General features: G+C 70.8%; 20 protein-coding genes. 5 read left to right on the top strand and 15 right to left on the bottom strand.

The window, feature by feature from the left end; translation table 11 throughout:
- Positions 1-118 precede the first annotated feature (118 nt).
- Positions 119-787, top strand: coding sequence for a hypothetical protein (locus ABZ725_RS19540; RefSeq protein WP_358803866.1), 669 nt, complete (start codon positions 119-121; stop codon positions 785-787).
- 98 nt (positions 788-885) lie between these two features.
- Here the strand turns inward: ABZ725_RS19540 and ABZ725_RS19535 are convergent, their stop codons facing one another.
- The 9 genes from ABZ725_RS19535 to ABZ725_RS19495 all read right to left on the bottom strand — a co-directional run bounded on the left by ABZ725_RS19535 (position 886) and on the right by ABZ725_RS19495 (position 11,920).
- Entirely contained in the window at positions 886-2,448 is a 1,563-nt protein-coding gene (locus ABZ725_RS19535) for an NCS1 family nucleobase:cation symporter-1 (protein WP_351905192.1), read from the bottom strand.
- Between the two features lie 127 nt (positions 2,449-2,575).
- Positions 2,576-3,595, bottom strand: a complete 1,020-nt coding sequence (locus ABZ725_RS19530; protein ID WP_358803865.1) for a TIGR03842 family LLM class F420-dependent oxidoreductase — start codon at positions 3,593-3,595, stop codon at positions 2,576-2,578.
- An 11-nt stretch (positions 3,596-3,606) separates the two neighbouring features.
- Complete coding sequence (gene hydA / locus ABZ725_RS19525) at positions 3,607-5,010, bottom strand: dihydropyrimidinase (protein WP_358803864.1); 1,404 nt, start codon at positions 5,008-5,010, stop codon at positions 3,607-3,609.
- A gap of 102 nt (positions 5,011-5,112) precedes the next feature.
- Positions 5,113-5,955 carry a nitrilase-related carbon-nitrogen hydrolase gene (locus ABZ725_RS19520; RefSeq protein WP_351905201.1) on the bottom strand — a complete coding sequence of 281 codons (843 nt, stop codon included), beginning with the start codon at positions 5,953-5,955 and terminating at the stop codon, positions 5,113-5,115.
- A gap of 155 nt (positions 5,956-6,110) precedes the next feature.
- Positions 6,111-7,694 (bottom strand): PucR family transcriptional regulator, encoded by a 1,584-nt coding sequence (locus ABZ725_RS19515; protein WP_358803863.1) that lies wholly within the window; start codon positions 7,692-7,694, stop codon positions 6,111-6,113.
- 31 nt (positions 7,695-7,725) lie between these two features.
- Positions 7,726-9,009: an aspartate aminotransferase family protein gene (locus ABZ725_RS19510; protein ID WP_358803862.1), complete on the bottom strand. Its 1,284-nt coding sequence runs from the start codon at positions 9,007-9,009 to the stop codon at positions 7,726-7,728.
- The gene (locus tag ABZ725_RS19505; protein WP_351905210.1) at positions 9,006-9,848 is read right to left on the bottom strand and encodes a nitrilase-related carbon-nitrogen hydrolase; all 843 of its coding nucleotides are present in this window, start codon (positions 9,846-9,848) and stop codon (positions 9,006-9,008) included. Before ABZ725_RS19505 ends, ABZ725_RS19510 begins: the two co-directional genes overlap by 4 nt.
- Before the next feature lie 198 nt (positions 9,849-10,046).
- Complete coding sequence (locus tag ABZ725_RS19500) at positions 10,047-11,525, bottom strand: hypothetical protein (RefSeq protein WP_358803861.1); 1,479 nt, start codon at positions 11,523-11,525, stop codon at positions 10,047-10,049.
- A 143-nt stretch (positions 11,526-11,668) separates the two neighbouring features.
- Positions 11,669-11,920, bottom strand: a complete 252-nt coding sequence (locus ABZ725_RS19495) for a helix-turn-helix transcriptional regulator (RefSeq protein ID WP_358803860.1) — start codon at positions 11,918-11,920, stop codon at positions 11,669-11,671.
- 32 nt (positions 11,921-11,952) lie between these two features.
- Here ABZ725_RS19495 and map point away from each other — a divergent pair, with 32 nt between their 5' ends.
- On the top strand, positions 11,953-12,723 hold the full coding sequence (map, locus tag ABZ725_RS19490) for a type I methionyl aminopeptidase (RefSeq protein ID WP_358803859.1): 771 nt from the start codon (positions 11,953-11,955) through the stop codon (positions 12,721-12,723).
- A 223-nt stretch (positions 12,724-12,946) separates the two neighbouring features.
- Positions 12,947-15,523, top strand: a complete 2,577-nt coding sequence (locus ABZ725_RS19485; RefSeq protein WP_358803858.1) for an ATP-dependent Clp protease ATP-binding subunit — start codon at positions 12,947-12,949, stop codon at positions 15,521-15,523.
- Between the two features lie 20 nt (positions 15,524-15,543).
- Here the strand turns inward: ABZ725_RS19485 and ggt are convergent, their stop codons facing one another.
- Positions 15,544-17,355 (bottom strand): gamma-glutamyltransferase, encoded by a 1,812-nt coding sequence (gene ggt / locus ABZ725_RS19480; protein ID WP_358803857.1) that lies wholly within the window; start codon positions 17,353-17,355, stop codon positions 15,544-15,546.
- A gap of 143 nt (positions 17,356-17,498) precedes the next feature.
- Between ggt and ABZ725_RS19475 the strand changes: the two genes are divergently transcribed.
- Together ABZ725_RS19475 and ABZ725_RS19470 are read left to right on the top strand one after the other, a co-directional pair.
- On the top strand, positions 17,499-18,263 hold the full coding sequence (locus tag ABZ725_RS19475; RefSeq protein ID WP_351905228.1) for a hypothetical protein: 765 nt from the start codon (positions 17,499-17,501) through the stop codon (positions 18,261-18,263).
- Between the two features lie 138 nt (positions 18,264-18,401).
- Positions 18,402-19,970 (top strand): alpha/beta fold hydrolase, encoded by a 1,569-nt coding sequence (locus ABZ725_RS19470; protein WP_358804139.1) that lies wholly within the window; start codon positions 18,402-18,404, stop codon positions 19,968-19,970.
- Between the two features lie 48 nt (positions 19,971-20,018).
- Here ABZ725_RS19470 and ABZ725_RS19465 read toward each other — a convergent pair whose 3' ends face one another.
- From ABZ725_RS19465 to pcaC, 5 genes are all read right to left on the bottom strand, one after another.
- Positions 20,019-20,762 (bottom strand): amino acid ABC transporter ATP-binding protein, encoded by a 744-nt coding sequence (locus ABZ725_RS19465; protein WP_358803856.1) that lies wholly within the window; start codon positions 20,760-20,762, stop codon positions 20,019-20,021.
- A gap of 114 nt (positions 20,763-20,876) precedes the next feature.
- Entirely contained in the window at positions 20,877-21,296 is a 420-nt protein-coding gene (locus tag ABZ725_RS19460; protein ID WP_351905234.1) for a DUF6278 family protein, read from the bottom strand.
- A gap of 110 nt (positions 21,297-21,406) precedes the next feature.
- On the bottom strand, positions 21,407-22,186 hold the full coding sequence (locus ABZ725_RS19455; protein ID WP_358803855.1) for an exodeoxyribonuclease III: 780 nt from the start codon (positions 22,184-22,186) through the stop codon (positions 21,407-21,409).
- A 30-nt stretch (positions 22,187-22,216) separates the two neighbouring features.
- Positions 22,217-22,852 (bottom strand): MBL fold metallo-hydrolase, encoded by a 636-nt coding sequence (locus ABZ725_RS19450; protein WP_358804138.1) that lies wholly within the window; start codon positions 22,850-22,852, stop codon positions 22,217-22,219.
- Between the two features lie 43 nt (positions 22,853-22,895).
- Positions 22,896-24,203, bottom strand: a complete 1,308-nt coding sequence (gene pcaC, locus ABZ725_RS19445) for a 4-carboxymuconolactone decarboxylase (RefSeq protein ID WP_358803854.1) — start codon at positions 24,201-24,203, stop codon at positions 22,896-22,898.
- Positions 24,204-24,335 lie beyond the last annotated feature (132 nt).

Raw genomic sequence — 24,335 nt, 5'->3', positions numbered from 1 at the left:
CGTCACCGCACAGGCACGGAGCGAGTTCGCACTTCCGCCCCACAGGGAGTCGTGTGACACTGGCGTCTCCTGTCCGCACTGCGGACTCCGTCCGCACCGTCCCCCACGAAAGTGCGCCGTGCGCTCTCTCCCACTGCCGCTCGCCCTCACCGCGCGTCTGACCCCGGTGGTCGTGCTCGCCTGTGCGGGTTGGGCGATGTCGTCCGGCCCGCTGACCGATAAGCAGGACACCGCGGCCAAGGACACCCAGAAGACCCGGACCGAGAAGTCGTCCGGCCCGTCCTCCACGGCCGTCTCCAAGACGTATGCCGCCGCCCCCGCCCCCTGCACCGGCGTGGCCGCGAAGACCGTCTCCTCGCTCGTGCCGGGCGCCAAGGTGGCGGGCAAGGAGATCCCGTCCACGGACACCGAACTGCGCCGCACCTGCTCGTGGAACGCGCTCAAGGGCTACGACTACCGCTGGCTCGACGTCTCCTTCGAGATCACGGAGTCGGACGACGCGGCCACGAGTTCCTACAAGGAGCGCGTCGGGGAGAAGAGCGGCGGCGGTGCGGTGCCGGGGCTCGGCGACGAGGCCTACTCCGTGGTGAACCTGACCACGGAGGACAAGCAGCAGACCCGTGAGGGCGTCGTCATCGCCCGGGTGGCCAACGCGCTGGTGGTCGTCAACTACAACGGCAGCGACTTCGAGACGAAGAAGGCGCCCACCACCGACGAGATCAACAAGGGTGCGATCAAGGCCGCGAAGGAAGCGGTGGCCGCCCTGCAGAACGGCAAGAAGAGCTGAGACAGCGGTTACCCAGGACGGCCGGAAGAGCTCTTCTGCTCTTCCGGCCGTTTCCTGCGTCATGCGTCAGCCGACGCGTCCGTTTCCTGCATCACGCGTCAGACGACGTCCTTCACCAGCTTGACGTGCTCTTCCTGCTTCTCCTGTTCCTGCCGTCCGCGCGCCAGCATCAGGGCCAGGTACAGCGCCATGGAGGTGCCGAGGCCGACGGCCCAGCCGTAGTCGGCGAGGGGTTCCAGCGCCGGGATGGGCCGGCCGTCGATCAGCGGCTTGAAGCTGGCGCCGCCGATCGCGAGAACACCGCCGGTGACGAAGGCGACGACGGCCCGCCAGTTCCAGCCGTTGTCGTACCAGTAACGGCCGCCCTCCTTGTACAGGTCGGTCAGATCGAGCTTGCCGCGGCGCAGGATCCAGTAGTCGGCGATGAGAATGCCGGCGACCGTGCCGAGGAGCCCGCCGACCAGGCCGAGCCAGGTGAAGATGTAGCCCTGCGGGTCGGAGTACAGCTTCCACGGCATGATCACCACCCCGAGCACACAGGTGACGAGGGCACCGGCGCGGAAACTGATCTTCCGCGGCGCGATGTTGGAGAAGTCGAACGCCGGCGAGACGAGGTTGGCCGCGATGTTCACCGACAGGGTCGCCACCAGCACGGTCACCAGCGCGAACAGCAGCCCGACCACGTTGTCCGTCTTGGCGGCGAGCTGTACCGGGTCCCAGATCGTCTCGCCGTACACGGCCTGCGATCCCGAGGTGACCATCACCGAGAGCAGCGCGAAGAGCGTCATGGTCGTGGGAAGACCGAGAGCCTGTCCCCAGGTCTGCGCTTTCTGCGACTTTCCGTACCGGGTGAAGTCCGGGATGTTCAGCGACAGCGTCGACCAGAAACCGATCATGCCCATGAGAGACGGCCAGAAAAGTTTCCAGAAATCGCCGCCCCAGCCCAGCTTGGAGGGCTGGTCGAGCAACGGGCCGAAACCGCCTGCCTTGTTGCTCATCCAGATCAGCATGACGACCGCGCCGACGAGGACGAAGGGCGCCGCCCAGTTCTCGAAGCGGCGGATGGTCTCCATGCCCCGGTAGATGATCGCGACCTGGATCGCCCAGAAGATCGCGAACGACAGCCACATGGTCCAGGCGTAGCCGCCGATCTTCCCGGCGTCGCTCCAGCCGTTGCCGATCAGCTTGCCGGCGAGGAAGTAGATCGCCTCACCGCCGATCCAGGTCTGGATGCCGAACCAGCCGCAGGCCACCAACGCCCGTACGACAGCGGGGAGGTTGGCGCCGCGGATGCCGAAGGAGGCGCGGGCGAAGACCGGGAAGGGAATGCCGTACTTCGGTCCGGCGTGCCCGGTGAGCAGCATCGGGACCAGCACGATCAGGTTGGCCAGGGCGATGGTGAGCACCGCCTGCTTCCAGTCCATGCCGACGGCGATCAGACCGGAGGCCAGCGTCCACGACGCCGTGTTGTGGGCCATGCCGACCCACAGCGCGGAGAAGTTGTACGTGGTCCAGGTGCGCTTCTCCACGGGGACGGGAAGCAGGTCCTCGTTGGCGTAGGGGCCGCTGGGCTGCGGCGAACCAGGGGCGATCTCCACCCGGCCGTCGGCCAGGGTGACTTGAGAGGTCGGCGGTATGGCCGTGGGAGCGGTGTCGGTCATGGGCAGGCCAATCAAACGAGGGGCGGATCCGGAAAGGCCGTGCGGGGTCTCCGGCCCCCTCTCCCCGGGACGCTGGGAGAGGGGAGAACTGGAGTGGGGGGATGGGGAGTTGATCCGGGGGGACGGGTCAGCCGTTGACGGCGGGGATCACCGTGGCGCCGTACGCGTCGATGACCTTCTCCTGCGCGTCGTGCATGTCGTAGACGGCGAACTGGTCGACGCCCAGCGCGCGCAGGGCGTTCAGTTTCTCGATGTGCTTCTCGACCGGTCCGATGAGGCAGAACCGGTCGACGATCTCGTCGGGCACGAAGGAGGTGTCGGGGTTGTCGCTGCGGCCGTGGTGCGAGTAGTCGTACCCCTGCCGGGCCTTGATGTATTCGGTGAGTTCCTCGGGGACCTGGGAGGAGTGCTCGCCGTACTTCGCCACCAGGTCGGCGACGTGGTTGCCGACCATCCCGCCGAACCAGCGGCACTGGTCGCGGGCGTGCGCGAGGGCCTCGGGCGAGTCGTCCTCGGTGACGTACGCGGGGGCGGCGACGCAGATCTTCACCTCGGACGGGTCGCGGCCGGCGGCGACGGCGGCGTCCTTGACGGCCTTCACCATGTACTCGGTGAGATACAGGTCGGCGAGCTGGAGGATGAAGCCGTCGGCCTCCTCGCCGGTCATCTTCAGCGCCTTGGGGCCGTACGCGGCCATCCAGACGGGAAGCTTCGCGTCTTCCTTGATCCAGGGGAACTTGACGACCGTGCCGCCGAGGTCCGCCTCCTGGCCCGAGCCGAGCGCCTTGATGACCTTCATGGCCTCGCTGATGCGGGCGAGCGTGTTCGGGGCGCGGCCCGCGACGCGCATCGCGGAGTCGCCGCGGCCGATGCCGCAGACCGTGCGGTTGCCGAACATGTCGTTGAGGGTGGCGAAGGTGGAGGCGGTGACCTCCCAGGTGCGGGTGCCCGGGTTCGTCACCATCGGGCCCACCGTCAGCTTGCTGGTGTTGGCCAGGATCTGACTGTAGATCACAAACGGTTCCTGCCAGAGCACCGCGGAGTCGAACGTCCAGCCGTATGTGAAGCCGTTGCGCTCGGCGCGCTTCATCAGGCTGACGACCTTCGAGGCCGGCGGGTCGGTCTGCAGGACGAGTCCGAAGTCCATGTGCGCTGCTCCTAGTTGAGGTACTGACAGGTGGAGCGCGGGGTGTAGACGCCGTGACCGGCGTGGCCGGTGTACTCCCGCTCGGTGATGACGAGTTCGCCCCGCGACAGGACCGTCTCCACACGGCCGGTGAGCCGCTTGCCCTCGTACGCCGAGTAGTCGACGTTCATGTGGTGGGTCTCGGCGGAGACGATCTGCTCGGCGTGCGGGTCGTAGATGACGACGTCGGCGTCGGCGCCGGGGGCGATGGTGCCCTTCTTCGGGTACATGCCGAACATCCGGGCCGGGGTGGCGCAGGCGATCTCGATCCAGCGGCGGCGGCTGATGTGCCCGTCGACGACGGCCTGGTGGAGCAGGTCCATCCGGTTCTCGACGCCGGGAAGGCCGTTGGGGATCTTGGAGAAGTCGCCCCGGCCGAGCTCCTTCTGGCCCACGAAGCAGAAGGGGCAGTGGTCGGTGGAGACGACCTGGAGGTCGTTCGTCCTCAGGCCCTGCCACAGCTTGGCCTGGTGCTCCTTCGGCCGCAGCGGCGTGCTGCACACGTACTTCGAGCCCTCGAAGTCGGGCTCGGCGAGGTTGTCCGTCGACAGGAACAGATACTGCGGGCAGGTCTCGCCGAAGACGTTCAGCCCCTCGTCGCGCGCCCGCGCCAGTTCCGCAACCGCTTCCATCGCCGATACGTGCACCACGTACAGCGGGGCCCCGGCGACCTGCGCGAGCTTGATGGCGCGGTGGGTGGCCTCCGCCTCGAGCAGCGCCTTGCGCACCTCGCCGTGATAGCGGGGATCGGTCTCGCCGCGCGCCAGCGCCTGCTCGACCAGGACATCGATCGCGATACCGTTTTCCGCGTGCATCATGATCAGTCCGCCGTTGTCGGCGGAGCGCTGCATGGCGCGCAGGATCTGACCGTCGTCGCTGTAGAAGACGCCGGGGTACGCCATGAACTGCTTGAAGGAGGTGACCCCCTCCTCCACCAGCAGGTCCATCTCCTTGAGCGTGTCCTGGTTCACATCGGAGACGATCATGTGGAAGGCGTAGTCGATCGCGCAGTTGCCCTCCGCCTTGGCGTGCCAGGCGTCCAGTCCCTCGCGCAGGGTGTGCCCGACGCTCTGCACGGCGAAGTCGACGATGGTCGTCGTACCGCCCCAGGCGGCCGCCCGGGTGCCGGTCTCGAAGGTGTCCGAGGCGAAGGTGCCGCCGAACGGCAGCTCCATGTGGGTGTGGGCGTCGACCCCGCCCGGGATCACGTACTTCCCGGTCGCGTCGATGACCTGCTCGGCGCTCCAGGCCTCGGCGGCCGAGGTGCCGGAGGCGGCGAGGGCGGCGATACGGCCGTCCTCGATCAGGACGTCGGCGTGGATCTCGTCGGACGCGGTGATGACGAGACCGCCGCGGATGATTTTACGGCTGCTCATGTTCCGGCTCCGGAGAGGTAGTTGGTCGGGTGCGGGTCGGATGTGGTTGATCGGGCAGTTCCCCGCGCCCCTGGGTCGGTCGAGTGCGGGGAACTGCGTTCATCACGGAGCTGTCAGCGGGCCGTACGCCTCCGGGCGGCGGTCGCGGTAGAACTGCCAGCGGTCGCGGACCTCGCGCAGCTTGGCCATGTCGAGGTCGCGGACGACGAGTTCGGTCTCCTTGTCGCTGGCCACCTCGCCGACGAACTGGGCCTCCGGGTCCACGAAGTACGAGGTCCCGTAGAAGTCGTTGTCGCCGAGTTCCTCGACGCCGACCCGGTTGATCGCGCCGACGAAGTACTCGTTGGCGACCGCCGCCGCCGGCTGCTCCAGCTGCCACAGGTAGGCGGACAGACCGCGCGAGGTCGCCGACGGGTTGAAGACGATCTCGGCGCCCTCCAGTCCCAGCGCGCGCCAGCCCTCCGGGAAGTGGCGGTCGTAGCAGATGTAGACGCCGATCTTTCCGACAGCGGTGTCGAAGATCGGCCAGCCGACGTTCCCCGGGCGGAAGTAGAACTTCTCCCAGAAACCCTTTACCTGCGGGATGTGATGCTTGCGGTACTTGCCGAGGTACGAGCCGTCCGCGTCGATCACCGCGGCGGTGTTGTAGAGGACGCCGGGCTGCTCCTCCTCGTACATCGGCAGTACCAGGACGATGCCGTGCTCCCGGGCCAGCGCCTGGAAGCGCTGGACGATCGGGCCGTCGGGGATCTGCTCGGCGTACTCGTAGAACTGCGGGTCCTGGACCTGGCAGAAGTACGGTCCGTAGAACAGCTCCTGGAAACACAGGACCTGAGCACCCTGCGCGGCCGCGTCGCGGACCGCCTGCTCGTGCACCTGGATCATCGATTCCTTGTCGCCGGTCCAGGCCGTCTGGAAGACGGCGGCACGGATCACTCTGCTCATCGGGACCTCCGGTCACTCGGTGTGCGAGAAGACTAGGAAGTCCGAAAACCGGCTTTGAGTTGCAGCGTGTCACGTCTGCGGGCCCCGGGCGTGCCACGGTGTCACCCTCTCGTGGATCCATGTTTCACCGCCGTTTTCCCAGGTCGTCGCATGTTTCAGGCCTGTTGCGCATCATGCGCGAGGAGCGCGATGTGCACCGAGGCGGCCTGTTCGAAGTCGTCGAGGTCCACGCCCAGCCGCCCCTGTATCGCCTCCAGCCGGCGGTACAGCGCAGGCCGGGAGACGTGGTGGAGCTGGGCGGTGCGGGACTTGTTGCGGCCGGTGGCCAGATAGGTCCGCAGCACGGCGAGCAGGTCCTCGTCGGCCGCGCACAGCAGCCCGTCCAGCTCCCGCTCCGCGAAGGACTGCACATGCGGGTCGTCCCGCAGCAGCCGGATCAGGCCACGCAAGTGGACGTCCCGCAGACGGACGACGGCCGGGAGGTCGAGGGCGGCCGAGGAGTCGGCCACGGCGTCGGCGACATGCTGGGCCTCGCGCAGCCCGGCGGGCACGTCGTCCCAGACGATGCGCGGGGCGGCCGCCGCGACGACGGTGCGGGTCTGACCCGACTCGGTCCGCAGCCGGGCGGCGAAGTGGGCGGCGAGCGCCTCGGCGTCCTGGTCGCGGGCGAGGCTGAGCAGCACGGCGGTGGCCCCGTCGGCGAGCTCGGCGACCAACCCGGGCAGCCCCAACAGCCGTAGCATCCGGTCGAGTTGACCGGGGTCTCCGTCGCGTACCACGAGCGGGACGAAGGTCCGCCGGTTGACGGGGAGGCCGGCCGCCCGGGCCCGGGGCAGCAGTTGCCGGGCCGGTACGACCCCGGAGACCAGATCGGTGAGCAGGCTCTGCGCGGACTGCTCCTCCCAGGTGTGGGCGGAGGCGCCGCCGAGCATACGGTGCAGGACGAGGGCCTCGGCGGCCCGGTCGGCGAGCAGCCGCCCGCCCGCGGTGTCGCCGCGGTAACCGCACAGCATGATCTGTCCCCACCGCTCGCCGCGGCCGCCCAGTTCGGCGCGGATCCAGCCGTCGCCCTCGCTGCCGCCGGCCTGCCGGGCGATGCGCTCCCAGTCCCGCAGCACGTCGTCGACCGCCGACCGCTCCCCCGCCGTCGCCAGCACCCGGTGGGCGAGGTTGGTGACGACGACGGGACAGCCGGTGTGGTGGGCGATCTCGTCGAGCAGGAGTTGCAGCGGGGCGCCCGCGGTGATCAGTCCGGTGAGCGCGGTCCGTACGGCCTCCGACAGGCTGACGGCGGCGAACTTCCGCTGGACCAGCCGGGACTGGACCTCCTCGGTCAACTCGGCGAAGGGGAACGGCCGATGGAGCACGACCATCGGCAGCCCGCACCGCTCGGCGGCCCGCCGCATCACGTCCGGCGGGGTGGGGAAGGCCCGCCCGAGACCCAGCACGACGGCGGCGGCCTCCGCCCGGTGCAGGGAGTGGATGTACTCGGTCTGCGCGCTCTCGTCCCCGGCCAGCAGCACACCGGTGGTGAGGACCATCTCGCCGCCGCTGAGCATCACTCCGACGTCCGCCGCCTCGGCGACATGCACCCAGCGCACCGGCCGGTCGAGCTGGCCGGCGCCGGCCACCACCTCGGGCTCGCCCGCCAACACCCGCTCCAGGGCCAGGACCTGACGGACCGACAGGGCGGGTTCCAGAGGCTCCACGGGGCCCCAGGGCTCCAAGGCGATGGTCATGGCGATGCGTTTCCCTTGGCTCAGGCCGGTGCTACCGCGTGCTGCGCAGCGCGTTCTCGAGGATCGCGGCGCCCTCCTCGGCCTCCGCCACGGTCAGGGACAGCGGCGGGGCGATGCGCAGGGCGCTGGTGTCATGGCCGCCTCCCTTGCCGATCAGCAGCCCGTCGGCGCGGGCCGCTTCGAGGACGGCGGACGCCCGGTCCGGGTCTGCCCGGTCGGTGCCGGGCTTCGTCAGCTCGACGCCGATCATCAGCCCGCGCCCGCGCACCTCCCGTACGCCCGGATCCTGGGCGACAGCGGCCCGCAGCCGTTCGATGAGCAGGCCGCCGACCCGCCGCGCGTTGCCCTGGAGGTCGTGTTCCAGCAGGTAGGAGAGGTTGGCGAGACCGGCCGCCATGGTGATCTGGGTGCCGCCGAAGGTGGAGATGCTGTTGGCGTCCAGGCAGTTCATGATCTCGGAGCGGGCGATGACGCCGCCGATGGACATGCCGTTGCCGATGCCCTTGGCGAAGGTGACGATGTCCGGCGGACCGCTCTGCGCGTGCGCCTGCCAGCCCCAGAAGTGCTCGCCGGTGCGGCCCCAGCCGGTCTGCACCTCGTCGGCGATCCACAGGATCCCGTATTCGTTCAGCACGTCACGGAATGCTGCATACAGTCCGTCCGGTGGTGAGGTGAATCCGCCGACGCCTTGGATGGGCTCGGCGATCAGGGCCGCGGGCGGGCGGGTGTGTCCGAGCAGATCCCGCAGGTCCGCGACGCAGGCGTCGATGAACTCGGCGTCGCCGAGATCGGCGAACGGGCCGCGTCCGCGCACTCCGCCGTGCACGTACAGCGTCTGGAGCGGGGACAGCGAGGTCGGGGACCAGCCGCGGTTGCCGGTGATGCCGACCGCGCTGAAGGAACGGCCGTGGTAACTGTTGCGCATGGCCAGGATCGTGTTGCTGCGCCGGTAGGTCGTGGCGAGCAGCAGCGCCGTGTCGTTGGCCTCGGTGCCCGAGGTGGTGAAGAAGACGCGGGCGTCCGGGATGCCGCTGATGTGGGCGATGCGCTCGGCGAGCTCGACCATGGGCCGGTTGAGGTAGAGCGTCGAGGAGTGGACGATGCGCCCGGCCTGTTCGCTCACCGCCTTGGTGATCTCGGGCAGCGCGTGTGCGGTCATCGTGGTGAGGATGCCGCCGAAGAAGTCGAGGTACTTGGCGCCCTCGGCGTCCCAGACGTGGCGGCCCTCGCCGTGGGTGATCTCCAGCGGCTGCTCGTAGTACAGGGCGAGCCAGTCCGGCAGGACGTTGCGGTGGCGGGCGTGGAGATCGCTCACGGCTGCACCAGCCCTTCGTAGGCGTCGGGACGGCGGTCACGGTAGAAGGCCCACTGCCGGCGGACCTCGTCGACCAGGTCGAAGTCGAGGTCGCGGATGAGGAGTTCCTCGTCCTTGTCGCTCGCGACCTCGCCGACGAACTGTCCGCGCGGGTCGACGAAGTAGGAGGTCCCGTAGAAGTCGTTGTCGCCGTACTCCTCGACGCCGACCCGGTTGATCGCGGCGACGAAGTACTCGTTGGCGACCGCGGCCGCGGGCTGCTCCAGCTGCCAGAGGTGGGCGGAGAGGCCGCGGTGGGTGGCGGACGGGTTGTAGACCAACTGGGCTCCGTTGAGGCCCAGTTGCCGCCAGCCCTCCGGGAAGTGCCGGTCGTAGCAGATGTAGACGCCGATCTTGCCGACGGCCGTGTCGAAGATCGGCCAGCCGAGGTTGCCGGGCTTGAAGTAGTACTTCTCCCAGAAACCCTTCACCTGCGGGATGTGATGCTTGCGGTACTTGCCGAGGTACGAGCCGTCGGCGTCGATCACGGCGGCGGTGTTGTAGTAGAAACCGGACTGCTCGACCTCGAAGACCGGGACGACGACCACCATGCCGGTCTCGCGCGCGAGCTCCTGCATACGACGCACGGTCGGCCCGTCGGGCACCGGCTCGGCCCAGCGGTAGTGCTCCGGCTCCTGGACCTGGCAGAAGTACGGAGCGTTGAAGACCTCCTGGAACCCGATGATCTTCGCGCCCCGGCGGGCCGCCTCGCGGGCGTGCTCCTCGTGTTTCGCCACCATGGACTCGGTGTCGCCGGTCCAGGTGGCCTGAACCAGTGCGGCACGTACGACGTTGGCCATGAGCTGCTCCTTCGACGGTTCCGTCAGAGCCTCTACGCCCGTAGACGAAGGTCGTAGAGGGATGAACGTAAGCCTCCGGGACAGGCTTGCCAAGACCATCGTCGTTAACCCGCGGAGTCGATCGCGTTTCACACTCTCGTGGGTTAAGTCGCGGTGCCGTACGGCCGAAGGCGTGACTCCGGTCGGACGTGCGATCGGTCAGGCGGTGAAACCGGCGACCCTGAGCGCGTGCACCAGGTCCCAGTGGCGTTGCTCGGAGACCGCGCGGGCGGCGGCCAGCAGGAGCGGGACGAGCGCCTGCGGGTCCGGGGCGACGCTGCGGGCGGCCTCCTCGGGGGTGCGCACCCGGACATAGGCGTCGAGCAGCGCGCCGGCCTCGCGCCGTCGGCCGCCCTGGACGAGACCGAGGACGGCCTGCCCGATCTCCACGGCCGGCCGGGCGACGCCCTGCCGCAGGATCTGCTCGCCGTCGGCCGTGCGCCCCACCGCGACCAGCGCGTCGGCCGCGGCGACGAGCCGGTCGGCGGGGAGGGAGGCGGCCTCCCAGAGCAGGGTGGTCCAGTCGGCGCTGAGCCCCGCGCGCTGCAGTTCGGCCGCGAGCAGCGGGATGCGGGCGGCCGGCCAGTACGCGAGCTCGACGAGGAGGGCGTGCGCCTCGCCGCTGCGGCCTTCGCCGCGCAGCCGCACCAGCCGCTCCACGACCTCGACGGTCTCCCGCCGGGCCGCCGCGTCCAGCGGCTCGCGCTGCGGCTCGGAGCGCCCCTCGGGGCTGTCGGCGGCGGCTCCGGCGAAGCGGGCGCCGCGCGGGGTACGGCGGGTGGCCGGGGCGGGGGCGGGGGCGGGCGCCGCCGGTTCGGCGGCGGGCGGCTGGACGACGGGCGCGGCGTCCTCCTCCTCGGCCATGCCGGCGAACCGGGCGCTGCCGCGGCGCCGCTTGCGCTGCTTGGGCACGGGGGCCGGGGCGGGCAGGGGGGCGGGCGCCTCCTCGGCGGGGACCTCGGCGTCGACGGGGGCCGCTGCGTCGTGGACGTCGTACGCGTCGACCGTCGGGCCCGCCATGGGCTCGGCGGTGCCGCCGTACCCCGGCCGGGCGCCGTACCCCGTCCGGGCGTCGTACGCGGGGCCGGCGGCGGTGTGCGGGGCAGGCCCGCGGCTCGGGTCGGAGGCTGGCAGACGGTCCAACTCGGTTATCCGGTACCGGAGTTCAGCGCACCGCGCGGTGGCTCGTTCATGGTCGTCGTGGGCCCAGGCGAGGTCGAGGCGGACGGCGTCCGCCTGTTCCCGGGTGCCCGCGGAGGAGAGGCGGCGGCCCAGTTCGGCCAGCCGTTCGGCGGCGTAGCGCTGCTCGCGGAGCATGACGTCGAGCCGGTCCCCGAGGGCGTCACGGCCGCCGGGACGGGCGTCGTGGGCGGCGAGTGCGGCGGCGTGCAGCGGCCGGACCTGTTCCGCCTCCCGCCCGGCGACCTCGGCGCCGTACTCGGCGGAGAGGTCCTGGAGGACCGCCTCGACCACGTCCCAGGGGGGTACCTCACGTCCGTCGAGGCAGGCTTGCATGCCGTCGGGATCGCGCTGCCAGAACACGGCGCACCAGCCGGCGCCCTGATCGAGGCGCGCCAGCAGTCCGTTCAGGTGGTTCGCGAACTCCCGCACCCGGCCCGGGAGTTGATCCACTGTCATCGCCCAACTCCCGCCCGACCGGAACACTCCGGCTTCGTAGAAAACACCAGTTGTGTTACAGCGGGGCTACGACGAGTTTGCAAAGCGGACGCGACGAGTTCATTGCGCGATCTTGACCGAGGCGAGGACGGCCGCCGCCGGGGTCACACGGGCGCGGGCGTGCACAGCTCCGCCAGCTCGTCCATCGACAGACCGAGCACGCGGGAGAGCGCGGCGACGGTGAAGAACGCCGGGGTGGGCGCGCGGCCGGTCTCGATCTTGCGGAGGGTCTCGGCGGAGACGCCCGCGTCCGCCGCGATCTCGGTCATGCTCCGGCCGCCGCGGGCCGCGCGCAGCAGGCGCCCGAGCCGTTCGCCGCGTTCACGCTCTTCGGGGGTCAGTGGGGTACGCACCATGCCGTCATTCTAATACCGGTATAGTAATTGGCATGGTGGAACTGAAGACAGACACATCGATCGACGCCATGTACGAGGCGGGGCAGGTCGTCGCACGAGCCCTGACGGCCGTGCGCGAGGCCGCCGCCGTGGGCGTCTCCCTGCTGGAGCTGGACGAACTGGCGCACGACGTGCTGCGGGAGGCGGGGGCGACGTCACCGTTCCTCGGCTACCGCCCGTCCTTCGCGCCGACGCCCTTCCCGGCGGTGCTCTGCGCCTCCGTGAACGACGCGATCGTGCACGGCATCCCCACCGCCTACCGGCTGCGCGACGGCGACCTGCTCTCGGCCGACTTCGGCGCGCAGCTGAACGGCTGGGCCGGTGACTCCGCGATCAGTTTCACCGTGGGCACGGCGCGCCCGGCGGACGTCCGGCTGATCGAGACCGCGGAGCGGGCCCTGGCGGCCGGCATCGAGGCGGCGGTCGTCGGCAACCGCGTCGGCGACATCGCGCACGCGATCGGCACGGTGTGCCGGGCGGCCGGCTACGGCATCCCGGACGGCTTCGGCGGCCACGGCATCGGCCGCCAGATGCACGAGGACCCCGGGATCCCCAACGAGGGCCGCCCGGGCCGCGGCCTCCCCCTGCGCCACGGCATGGTCATCGCGATCGAGCCGATGCTGATCGCCGGCGGCAAGGACGGCTACCACGCGGCCCCCGACGGCTGGACCCTGCGCACGAACGACGGCTCCAGGGCCGCCCACGCGGAACACACGGTGGCCATCACGGAGAACGGACCGAGGGTGCTGACCGACCGACGGTAGAACAGCGCACCGAAGGGGCGCGGGGCTGTATCCGTGTGCGGCTCCGCCGCGTGGGCGCGACCAGCCACGACGGCCCCGCAGCCGCCATACAAGACCAAGGCCCCGCCCGTGCCGCGTCAACCTGTAGGAAATGCCGCCCACTCCCCGGCATGCCATGGTGGTCTAAGCCCCGCAGGGACGGGCACCCGCGTTTCGGTCCGGTGCCCCGATCGAACGGAACGCCATGACCAACGGCTTCACCGGCCCGGAGGGCTACGGCGACCCCTTCGGTGAATTCCTGGCCCGCTTCTTCGGCGGGCCCCGCCCCGGCCCCCGCCAGATCAACATAGGCCAGCTGCTCAGCCGCCCCGCGAGGGATCTCGTCCGCGGCGCGGCCCAGTACGCCGCCGAGCACGGCAGCCGGGACCTGGACACCGAGCATCTTCTGCGGGCGGCTCTCACCGCGGAGCCGACCCGCAGTCTGCTCAGCCGGGCGGGCGCCGATCCCGACTCGCTCGCGACGGAGATCGACGAACGGTCGGGTCCGGTGCGGCATCCGCCGGGCGAGGTGCCGCCGCCGACCTCGCTGTCCCTGACCCCGGCCGCGAAGCGCGCCCTGCTGGACGCGCACGACCTGGCCCGCTCCCGGGGCGCGGGCCACATCGGCCCGGAGCACGTGCTGAGCGCCCTCGCCGCGAACCCCGACTCGGCGGCCGGGCACATCCTGAACGCGGCCCGCTTCGCCGCCGCGGGCCTGCCGCCCGAGCCGCCGGACACCGCGCAGCCGGCCCGTGCGACGGACCGGCAGCGGCCCACCGAGACGCCCACCCTCGACAAGTACGGCCGTGATCTCACCGAGTCGGCCCGCCAGGGCCGGATCGACCCGGTGATCGGCCGGGACGACGAGATCGAGCAGACCATCGAGGTGCTGTCCCGGCGCGGCAAGAACAACCCGGTGCTGATCGGCGACGCGGGGGTGGGCAAGACCGCCATCGTGGAGGGCCTGGCCCAGCGGATCGCGGACGGGGACGTGCCGGACGTCCTCGTCGCCCGGCGCGTGGTCGCGCTGGACCTGACGGGCGTGGTCGCGGGCACCCGCTTCCGAGGCGACTTCGAGGAACGGCTGAACACCATCGTCGACGAGATCCGCTCGCACTCCGACCAGCTGATCGTCTTCATCGACGAACTGCACACGGTGGTCGGCGCGGGCGGGGGCGGCGAGAGCGGGTCGATGGACGCCGGGAACATCCTCAAGCCGGCCCTGGCCCGCGGCGAGCTGCACATCGTGGGCGCGACGACGCTGGAGGAGTACCGGCGGATCGAGAAGGACGCGGCGCTCGCCCGCCGGTTCCAGCCGATCCTCGTGCCGGAGCCGTCCGTCGCGGACGCGCTGGAGATCCTGCGCGGGCTGCGCGACCGCTACGAGGCCCATCACCAGGTCCGCTACACCGACGAGGCGCTCGTCGCGGCCGTGGAGCTGTCCGACCGCTACCTCACCGACCGCCGGCTGCCGGACAAGGCGATCGACCTGATCGACCAGGCCGGCGCCCGGGTGCGGCTCGGCGCCCGCGCCAAGGGCACGGACGTGCGGGCGATGGAGCGCGAGGCCGAGCAGCTCGCCCGCGACAAGGACCAGGCGGCGGCCGACGAACAGTACGAGCAGGCCACCCAACTACGGGACCGCATCGTCGAGTTGAAGCAGCGCATCGCGGCGGCGACCGGCGAGGAGGCGGCCGACGAGGGCCTGGATCTGGAGGTGACCGCGGAGGCCGTCGCCGAGGTGGTGTCCCGGCAGACCGGCATTCCGGTCGCCAGTCTCACCCAGGAGGAGAAGGACCGGCTGCTCGGCCTGGCGGACCACCTGCACGAGCGGATCGTCGGCCAGGAGGAGGCCGTACGGGTCGTCGCCGACGCGGTGCTGCGCTCGCGCGCGGGCCTCGCCAGCCCCGACCGGCCGATCGGCAGCTTCCTGTTCCTCGGCCCGACCGGGGTCGGCAAGACGGAACTGGCCCGCGCGCTCGCCGAGTCGCTGTTCGGCAGCGAGGAGCGCATGGTCCGGCTGGACATGAGCGAGTACCAGGAGCGCCACACGGTCAGCCGGCTGGTCGGCGCCCCGCCCGGCTATGTCGGACACGAGGAGGCCGGGCAGCTGACGGAGGTCGTCCGCCGCCACCCGTACTCGCTGCTCCTGCTGGACGAGGTGGAGAAGGCCCACCCGGACGTCTTCAACATCCTCCTCCAGGTCCTCGACGACGGCCGGCTCACCGACTCCCAGGGCCGCACGGTCGACTTCACCAACACGGTCATCGTGATGACCAGCAACCTGGGTTCGGAGGCGATCACCCGGCGCGGCGCCGGCATCGGCTTCGGGGCGGGCGGCACGGACGCCGACGAGGAGGCACGGCGCGAGCAGATCCTGCGGCCGCTGCGCGAGCACTTCCGCCCGGAGTTCCTCAACCGGATCGACGAGATCGTCGTCTTCCGTCAGCTCAGCGGTGAGCAACTGCGGCAGATCACCGACCTGTTGCTGGAGAAGACGCGTCGGCTGGTGCACGCGCGGGGCGTCACGGTCGAGTTCGCCGACGCGGCCGTGGACTGGCTGGCCCGGCGCGGCTACCAACCGGAGTACGGCGCGCGTCCGCTGCGCCGCACCATCCAGCGGGAGGTCGACAACGAGCTGTCGCGGCTGCTGCTCGACGGGCGGGTCAAGGACGGCGACCGGGTGACGGTGGAGGTCGAGGACGGACGGCTCGCGTTCCGCACCGGCGCCGGTGTCGACGCCCGTACGGATACCGGCGAGCCGCCCGCACCCGAACCCTGATCCGCGCCTCGCGGGCGGCGCTACGGCGCCGGGTACACCACCTGCGCCGAGCCGCCGCCGCGTCGTACGGTCTCGGCGGCGGCCAGCCATTTGCCGTTCGGCAGCCGCTGGACGGCCGTTGCGGCGCCGATCTCGGCGTTGAGCCTGAAGGAGTGCCCGATGGCCTCCAGTCGGGCCCTGAGGCCGCTGGGGCTCGTGTCGTTGAAGAGCGCGGGCTCCAGCTCCGTCTGGGCGGCGTTGCGCTGGCTGGCGCGCGGGGCGGCGATCGCGTCGACGAGCGGCAGGCCGCGGTCGAGGAACTGGGTCAGGGTCTGCAGCACGGTGGTGATGATGGTCGCGCCGCCGGGCGAACCCAGCGCCACCACGGGCTTGTCGTGCCGGTCGAGCACGATCGTCGGCGAGAGCGACGACCGCGGCCGCTTGCCGGGGCCGGGCAGGTTCGGGTCGTGGACGGCCGGGTTGGCGGGGGCGAAGGAGAAGTCCGTCAGCTCGTTGTTGAGCAGGAAGCCGCGGCCGGGGACGGTGATGGCGCTGCCGCCGGTCTGCTCGATGGTGAGCGTGTAGGAGACGACGTTCCCCCACTTGTCGGCGACGGTCAGATGCGAGGTGTTCTCGCCCTCGTACGTCGTCGGCGCCGCCGTGCCGCCCGTGTTGCAGGCCGCCGGGTTGCGCGGGTCGCCGGGCGCGACAGGACTGGTGAGGACGGCGTCGTCCTTGATGAGGCAGGCGCGCGAGTCGGCGTAACTCTGCGACAGCAGCTGCTTCGTGGGGACGTCCTCGAAGGCGGGGTCGCCGAGCCAGCGGCCGCGGTCGGCGAACGAGATCCGGCTGGCCTCGATGTAGCGGTGCAGGTACTGGACCTCGCTCGCCTTCGAAAGATCCGTGTTCTCAAGGATGTTGAGAGCCTCGCCCACCGTCGTGCCGCCCGAGGACGAGGGCGCGATGGAGTAGACGCCCAGGCCCCGGTAGGAGGTCCTCGTGGGCGCCTGGACCTTGGCGCGGTAGGCCGCGAGGTCCTTGGCGGTCAGCTTGCCCGGCCGGGCGTTCCAGCCCGAACTCGGGTCCACGGGCGGGTTGTTGACGGTGGAGACGATGTCCTTGCCGAGGTCGCCCCGGTAGATCGCGTCGACGCCCTTGCGGCCCAGCTCCGCGTAGGTGCTCGCAAGGTCGGGGTTCTTGAACGTCGAGCCCACGACGGGGAGTTGGCCGCCCGGCAGGAAGAGCTTCGCGGTGTCCGGGAAGTAGCGGAAGCGGGTCTCGTTGCCGGCGGTCTGGGAGCGGAAGGTGTCGTCGACGGTGAAGCCGTCGCGGGCGATGCGCTCGGCGGGCTTCAGGACCGTGCCGAGCTTCTCGCTGCCCCACTGCTTCAGCGCCGTCGCCCAGGTCGCGGGCGCGCCCGGGGTGCCGACGCTGAGGCCGCTGCTGACGGCGTCCGCGAAGGCGAGCGGTGCGCCGTTCTCCAGGAACAGACCGGAGTCGGCGGTCAGCGGGGCGGTCTCACGGCCGTCGATGGTGTGCACCGTACGGGACTTGGCGTCGTAGTAGACGAAGTAGCCGCCTCCGCCGATGCCGGTGGAGTAGGGCTCGGTGACGCCGAGGGCGGCGGCGGTGGCGACGGCCGCGTCGACGGCGTTGCCGCCCTTCCTGAGCACCTCGATGCCGGCGGCGGAGGCGTCCGCGTCGACGCTGGCCACGGCGCCGCCGTAGCCGACGGCGACCGGGACCTTCTCAACTGTCTTCGCCTTGGCGGCGGGTGGCGCCGCCGCCCCCACCGTGACCACGGCGGCCGAGACCGCCAGGACCGACAGTTTTCGCGCGACGGAGCGACCCATCCGTACCTCCAGTCCGGGACCGTCCGCGCAGCGTAACCACATTCGCAGGGCCTCGACAGCCTCCTTCCGGGCAGTGTCATACGACTGCCACACCTCGAACACGGGTACGTACCGGTCATGCTCGCCCGCTACCATGCGCGCCCATGAACGACGACGTGCGCAACATCGCCCTCGGGGTCGTCGCGGCCGGTATCAGCGCCGCGCTCGGCTGGCTCGCCCGCACCTATCTGTGGAAGCGCAGGCTCCGGCGCAAGCAGACGTTCTTCGGGCTGCCGGAGAACTCGGAGACGCTGCTCGTCGTCAACCGCGACCCGGCGTCCTCCGAGCCGGCGGTGCACCGGTTCGACGTGTTCGCGCTCCTGGAGCTCTCCGCGCTGATCAAGGACTGCGGCGCGAACGTCCAGGTGGTCACGCAGGACACGGCGCAGCAGGGCTTCGGCGAGCGCACCGAGTTCTGTGTGGGCGGCCCGTCCTCCAACCGGCGCATGATGGCGCACATGTCGGCGATGCTGCCCGGTGTGCGCGTCAACATCGATCCCGAACCGGGGCCCGATCGGGGCGCGTTCCAGATCGGCGCCGAGCGCTACCGGCTGGACCCGGGCATCACGGAGTACGTGCTGCTGGCGCGGCTCACCGCGGGCCAACGGCGCGAGGCGCGGCCGGTGTTCCTGTTCTGCGGCCAGCGGGCGATCAACAACCAGGCCGCCACCCGCTACCTGGCCCGCAACCACGAGCGGCTGGCGCGAAAGCACGGCAACGGCTCCTTCGTGCTGCTGCTGAAGGTCGTCAACTCGCAGGCGTACGGCCCGGACGTGGTGGAACTGGTCGCCGATGTGACCCGGGCGGCCCAGGCTCCCCTGCCGCCCGCCCAGGAGGTCTCCGCCCGCTCGTCGCACCGCGCCTCCTGAGTCGCCGCCCCCGGTCCCTGTACAGCACAACAATCGTTACTCCTGCGTAACTTACCGACGGGTTACCGACGGTACGAAACCCGGTTACCGTCGGGTCACTTCGCTGTGCCGCACGTCGAGGAGTGACCCGTGAGATCCGTGGGACAGCACCGCCAGGCCCTGCGCACGACCGTCGTGGGCGTCGTCTCCGCCTCGCTGGTCGCCGGTGGCGTCCTCGCCCTGGCCCCCACGGCCGGGGCCGCCGGGAACGGCGTCCGCTTCGTCGACATCGCCGGCGACGGCGGCACCGTCCTCAAGGCGAACGTCGTCACCCCCGCCGACGCCGACGGCACGCGCCGCTATCCGCTGATCGTGCTGCCGACCAGCTGGGGCTTCCCGCAGGTGCAGTACCTCGCCCAGGCCCAGAAGCTCGCCGACTCCGGTTACCTCGTGCTCAGTTACAACGTGCGGGGCTTCTGGCAGTCCGGCGGGGAGATCGACGTGGCCGGGCCGCGCGATGTCGCGGACGCCTCCGAGGTCATCGACTGGGCCCTCGCCCACACCGACGCCGACGCGGGGCGCATCGGCATGGCGGGCGTCTCCTACGGGGCCGGGATCAGTGTGCTCGCCGCCGCGCACGACCCGCGCGTCAAGGCCGTCGCCTCGCTCAGCGGCTGGGGCGACCTGATCGACTCGATCTACTCGGAGCGCACCCAGCACGTCCAGGCGGCCGCCGTGCTCGACACCGTGGGCACGGTCACCGGCCGGCAGAGCGCCGAGTCCCGGGAGATCTTCTCGGCCTTCTACTCCGGCGACCCGTCGAAGGAGAAGGACATCGTCGACTGGGGGAAGAAACGTTCCCCCGCAACCTATGCCGACCAGCTCGACCGGAACGGCGCGGCCGTGCTGCTCGCCGGCTCCTGGGGCGACACGATCTTCCCGTCCAACCAGTCCATCGCCTTCTACGAGCAGCTGACCGGCCCGAAGCGGCTGGAGCTGCGGCCCGGCGACCACGCGACCGCCGAGCTCCCCGGTCTGCTCGGGCTGCCCAATGACGTCTGGACGGACACCGAGCGCTGGTTCGACCACTACCTCAAGGGCGTGGACAACGGCGTCGACCGCGAGCAGCCCGTGCAGCTCAAGTCCCGTACCGGGGGCGGCTACGAGGGCTACCCGGACTGGAAGTCGGTGGGCGCGACACGGAAGAAGATCGCTCTCGCGGGCACGACCACGATCCACACGAACGTGAACTCGGGCGCGGACGGCGGGATCGTGTTCGTGGCCGGCATCCTCGACCAGATCGCCCAGGCGCCGCCGGTCGCCTCGATCCCGCTGCTCCCCCGCCGCTGGGCCGCCGTGTGGCAGTCGGAGAAGTACGCGACGCCCCAACAGGTGCGCGGCACCGCGAAGCTGCACACGACCGTCACCCCGACCGAGGAAAGCGGCACCCTCGTCGCCCACCTGTACGACGTGGGGCCGCTCGGCCTCGGCAAGCTGGTCGCCCACGCGCCGTACACCTTCCACGGGCGCACGCCCGAAACACCGTTCGGTCTCGATCTGGAGCTGCTCTCCACGGCCTACGACGTCCCGGCAGGGCATCGGCTCGCCCTGGTCGTCGACACGGTCGACCCGCTCTACATGGAGCACAACCCGTCCGGCGCCCGGCTGACCTTCTCCTCGCCGACGAACGACCCGTCGTACGTGTCGGTTCCGCTGCGCGAGCAGTGATCTCCGGCCGCCGCCGGGGCGGGCGGGCTCCGTGGCCGCCGCCGTCGTTCAGTGCTTGAGGATCTTGGACAGGAAGTCCTTGGCGCGGTCGCTGCGCGGGTCGGTGAAGAACTCCTCGGGGGTGCGGTCCTCGACGATGCGGCCGTCGGCCATGAAGACCACCCGGTTGGCCGCCGAGCGCGCGAAACCCATCTCGTGGGTGACGACGACCATCGTCATGCCCTCGCGGGCCAGTTGCCGCATCACCTCGAGGACCTCGTTGATCATCTCGGGGTCGAGGGCGGAGGTGGGCTCGTCGAACAGGAGCGCCTTGGGGTCCATGGCGAGGGCGCGCGCGATGGCGACGCGCTGCTGCTGGCCTCCGGAGAGCTGCGCGGGGTACTTGTCCGCCTGGTCGGCGAGACCGACCCGGTCGAGCAACTCGCGGGAGCGTCTGTCCGCGTCGTCCTTCTTGCGCTTGCGGACCTTCACCTGGCCCAGCGAGATGTTCTGCAGGACGGTCTTGTGGGCGAAGAGGTTGAAGGACTGGAAGACCATGCCGACCTCGGAACGCAGGTGCGCCAGCCCCTTGCCCTCCTCGGGCAGCGGCCGTCCGTCCAGCGTGATCGTGCCGGACCGGATGGGCTCCAGCCGGTTGATCGCGCGGCACAGTGTCGACTTCCCCGACCCCGAAGGGCCGATCACCACGACCACCTCCCCCCTGCCGACGACGAGGTTGACGTCCTGCAGGACATGCAGCTCCCCGAAGTACTTGTTGACGTCACGCAGCTCGATCAACGGATCGACGGCCATCCGCAGCCCTACTCACTCTCAGCCGTGTCGTGGTTGCCGCAAACTATCCACATAAGGCTCACGTGAAGAAGCGACACGCACTTTTCGCGTATTAGCCCTATTTACGCCCGCTCCTCAGTTCTCGGCCACCTCGGCGTACAGCTGCGACAGTTCGGGCGTCCCGGTCACGGCCCACTCCCGCCCGGCCGTGACGACGTCCACCTCCCGGCCGGACACCAGCCGGACGACCGCCTCCCCGCCCGGCCGGATCGCCCAGGCCGCGCCGGGCACCGTGCGCACCACGACCGTCCCCAGATAGAGCCCGGCGTCATGGCCGAACCAGGGCAGGCTCTCCTCGTCGTCGCGCCAGCGCGGCGGAAGCTGGTCCAGCGCCTCCAACGACGCGGCCGTGTCGTCCAGTCCGATCCCCTCCCGGGCCGCGTGCGAACGCAACAGCTCGCATTCGGAGAGGAGTTCGGCGATCCCCTCGGGGTCCTCGGCCAGCACCGCCGCGCGGTACTTCTTGCTCCTGTTGCCCAGAAAAGGGATGTTCATTGCTCCAGCGTGACACCCGCACCCACGCACGCACCACAGGCGCGCTGGCCCGCGCCGAGGGTCGAATTCCCGCCCCGCCCCGCCCGCGCGGCACCCGGCGGAACAGGGAACTACACCGCCAGGTCGACCACGACCGGGGCGTGGTCCGAGGCGCCCTTGCCCTTGCGTTCCTCGCGGTCGACGTAGGAGTCCTCGACCGACTTGGCGAAGGACTCGTTGCCGTACACCAGGTCGATGCGCATGCCGCGGTTCTTGGGAAAGCCGAGCTGGCGGTAGTCCCAGTACGTGAAGGGGTGGTCGTACTTCAGGGGGCGCGGGACCACGTCCGCCAGGCCGGCCTCTCGCAGGGAGGCCAGGGCGGCGCGCTCGGCCGGGGTGACATGGGTGAGGCCCTCGAAGGCGGCCACGTCGTAGACGTCGTCGTCGGTCGGCGCCACGTTGTAGTCGCCCATCACCGCGAAGGGCCGGCTGCCTGCCGCATCCCCGGCCACGGCGGCCTTGAGGGCCTCGAACCACTGGAGCTTGTAGGCGTAGTGCGGGTGGTCGACCTCCCGGCCGTTGGGCACGTACACCGACCAGACCCGGACCGGGCCGCAGGTCGCGGAGATGGCGCGGGGCTCGGTGCCGCCGTCGTAGCCGGGGTCGCCGGGCAGGCCCTTGACCACGTCCTCGATGCCGACGCGGGAGATCACCGCCACGCCGTTCCACCGGCCCGTGGCGTGCACCGCCGCCTCGTAGCCCAGCTCGCGCAGCTCGTCGAGCGGGAACTGCGCCTCGGCGACCTTGGCCTCCTGGAGGCACAGCACATCGGTGCCGCTGCTCTCCAGCCAGGCCAGGAGCCTCGGCAGGCGGGCGGTGATCGAGTTCACGTTCCAGGTCGCGATGCGCATGCCTCACAACCTACCGGGCGCCACTGACACTCACAGTGCCGTGCTCTCCCCCGGGGCCAGCCGCAGGTGTCGCGCCCCGCCGAGGGCGCCGATCTGGTTGTCGTAGATCGGCCGGGCGAGGTCGGTGAGGAGGGCGTCGTGGATGTCGTAGGCGCGCTGCGGCCGCACCTCGCGGACGTAGTCGATCACCTCGGAGATCTTGCTCCAGGGGGCCATCACCGGGAGCATCAGCGTCTCGACGGCCCCCTCGGGGACGGTGAGCGCGTCGCCGGGGTGGAAGACGCGGCCGCCGTCGACGAGGTAGCCGACGTTGGTGATGCGCGGGATGTCCGGGTGGATGACGGCGTGCAGCTCGCCGTGGACCTGGACGTCGAAGCCCGCGGCGGTGAACGTGTCGCCGTGGCCGACGGTGTGGACGCGGCCGGGGAAGGCGGCGGAGATCTTCTCGGCGACCGAGCGCAGGGTCCAGATCTCGGTGGCCGGATCGGCCTCCATGGCCGCGCGCAGCCGCTCCTCGCTGAAGTGGTCGGGGTGCTCGTGCGTGACCAGGATCGCCTCCGCGCCGAGCGCGGCGTCCGCCTCGCTGAACCCGCCGGGGTCGAGGACGAGGGTGCGGCCGTCCTTCTCCAGGCGGACGCAGGCGTGCGACTTCTTCGTGAGCTTCATGGTCGTCATGAGCTCCATCCTGCCGCTCACGTACGGCGGGCGCTCACTCCTGCGGGGTGGTCTCCTCGCGGATGACCTGCTGCGCCACCTTGAACGCGCTGTTCGCCGCCGGCACGCCGCAGTAGACGGCCGCCTGGAGCAGCACCTCCTTGATCTCGTCCGGGGTCAGGCCGTTGCGCAGCGCGGCGCGGGTGTGGAAGGCGAGCTCCTCCAGGTGGCCGCCGGCGACCAGCGCGGTGAGCGTGACGCAGGACCGGGAGCGCCGGTCGAGGCCGGGACGGTCCCAGATCTCGCCCCAGGCGTAGCGGGTGATGAACTCCTGGAAGTCGCCGGAGAAGTCGTCGGCCTGCGACAGGGCCCGGTCGACGTGGGCGTCGCCGAGCACCTCCCGGCGCACCTTCAGCCCCGCGTCGTACGGATCGGGGCGGCCCATGACCTGCGGCGGTTCGAGGACGGGGGCGGGCGCGATCTCCGCGATCGCCATGGGCTGCACAGGCTGGGGCGTGGTCAGGACCGCTCTGACCGGGATGCCCGGGACGGCCGTCTGTCCGGTGGCGGAGTCGTAGGCGGGCTGCCAGGCGGTCGAGAAGTGGCGGACCAGCAGGTCGGTGACGGCCGCGGGCTGCTCCACCGGGACCAGGTGCGAGGCGCCCGGTACGACGGCCAGCCGGGCGTCCGGAATGCCGGCGACCAGGGTGCGCGCCTCCGCGGGGCCGGTGACCTGGTCGTCCGAGCCGACGAGGACCAGCGTCGGCACGCCCACGAGAGAGACCTCGGCCCGTACGTCGAACGCGGCGAGCGCCTCGCAGGCCGCTATGTAGCAGCCGGGGTCGGTGGTGCGCACCATCTGCACGGCCCACTCGGTGATGGCGGGCTGCGCGGCGGCGAAGCCGCTGGTGAACCAGCGGTCGGGCGAGGTGCGGGCGATGGGGTCGAGGCCGTTCGTGCGGACTATCACGCCCCGCTGCCGGAACTCGTCGGCCGTGCCGAACCGGGGCGAAGCCGCGATCAGCGCGAGCGAGGCGACCCGCTCCGGGTGCCGCAGGGCCAGCTCCACGCCCACCGCGCCGCCCAAGGCGCAGCCCGCGTAGCCGAAGCGCTGTACGCCGAGCCCGTCCAGGGTGGCGAGCAGCCGTGCGGCGAGGTCGGACACCGAGCCCACCGCGTGGGCCGGGGCGCCGCCGTGGCCGGGCAGGTCGAACCGGAACACCCGCCACTGCTGGGCCAGTTCGGGAACCTGGCGGTCCCACATGTGCCATGTCGTACCGAGCGAGGGGCCCAGGATCAGCACTGGTGCCTCTTCCGGCCCGTCAAAGCGGTATTGCAGGGTGTTGGACGTACTCTCGCTCACCCGACTCACGCTCCCACATCTCCGAATTTCTCAAGGGCTTAGGTCGGAACCCCGTGCAGGCCGTCCCACGTTGTGGCAGCCTCGCGAAGATCCGATGCATCGGGCTTCACACATGTGAGACACGACGCGCGA

It is taken from the genome of Streptomyces sp. NPDC006872 (assembly GCF_040635845.1).
In the GTDB taxonomy this organism is placed as follows: Bacteria; Actinomycetota; Actinomycetes; order Streptomycetales; family Streptomycetaceae; genus Streptomyces.
This window is presented reverse-complemented; position numbering and strand designations above follow the sequence as displayed.

Excerpts from the sequence above, each read along its gene's own strand:
- ABZ725_RS19535 (WP_351905192.1), bottom strand. The coding sequence starts at position 2,448 with ATGACCGACACCGCTCCCACGGCCATACCGCCGACCTCTCAAGTCACC.
- ABZ725_RS19530 (WP_358803865.1), bottom strand. The coding sequence starts at position 3,595 with ATGGACTTCGGACTCGTCCTGCAGACCGACCCGCCGGCCTCGAAGGTC.
- hydA (WP_358803864.1), bottom strand. The coding sequence starts at position 5,010 with ATGAGCAGCCGTAAAATCATCCGCGGCGGTCTCGTCATCACCGCGTCC.
- ABZ725_RS19520 (WP_351905201.1), bottom strand. The coding sequence starts at position 5,955 with ATGAGCAGAGTGATCCGTGCCGCCGTCTTCCAGACGGCCTGGACCGGC.
- ABZ725_RS19515 (WP_358803863.1), bottom strand. The coding sequence starts at position 7,694 with ATGACCATCGCCTTGGAGCCCTGGGGCCCCGTGGAGCCTCTGGAACCC.
- ABZ725_RS19505 (WP_351905210.1), bottom strand. The coding sequence starts at position 9,848 with ATGGCCAACGTCGTACGTGCCGCACTGGTTCAGGCCACCTGGACCGGC.
- ABZ725_RS19500 (WP_358803861.1), bottom strand. The coding sequence starts at position 11,525 with ATGACAGTGGATCAACTCCCGGGCCGGGTGCGGGAGTTCGCGAACCAC.
- ABZ725_RS19495 (WP_358803860.1), bottom strand. The coding sequence starts at position 11,920 with ATGGTGCGTACCCCACTGACCCCCGAAGAGCGTGAACGCGGCGAACGG.
- map (WP_358803859.1), top strand. The coding sequence starts at position 11,953 with ATGGTGGAACTGAAGACAGACACATCGATCGACGCCATGTACGAGGCG.
- ABZ725_RS19485 (WP_358803858.1), top strand. The coding sequence starts at position 12,947 with ATGACCAACGGCTTCACCGGCCCGGAGGGCTACGGCGACCCCTTCGGT.
- ggt (WP_358803857.1), bottom strand. The coding sequence starts at position 17,355 with ATGGGTCGCTCCGTCGCGCGAAAACTGTCGGTCCTGGCGGTCTCGGCC.
- ABZ725_RS19475 (WP_351905228.1), top strand. The coding sequence starts at position 17,499 with ATGAACGACGACGTGCGCAACATCGCCCTCGGGGTCGTCGCGGCCGGT.
- ABZ725_RS19465 (WP_358803856.1), bottom strand. The coding sequence starts at position 20,762 with ATGGCCGTCGATCCGTTGATCGAGCTGCGTGACGTCAACAAGTACTTC.
- ABZ725_RS19460 (WP_351905234.1), bottom strand. The coding sequence starts at position 21,296 with ATGAACATCCCTTTTCTGGGCAACAGGAGCAAGAAGTACCGCGCGGCG.
- ABZ725_RS19455 (WP_358803855.1), bottom strand. The coding sequence starts at position 22,186 with ATGCGCATCGCGACCTGGAACGTGAACTCGATCACCGCCCGCCTGCCG.
- ABZ725_RS19450 (WP_358804138.1), bottom strand. The coding sequence starts at position 22,852 with ATGAAGCTCACGAAGAAGTCGCACGCCTGCGTCCGCCTGGAGAAGGAC.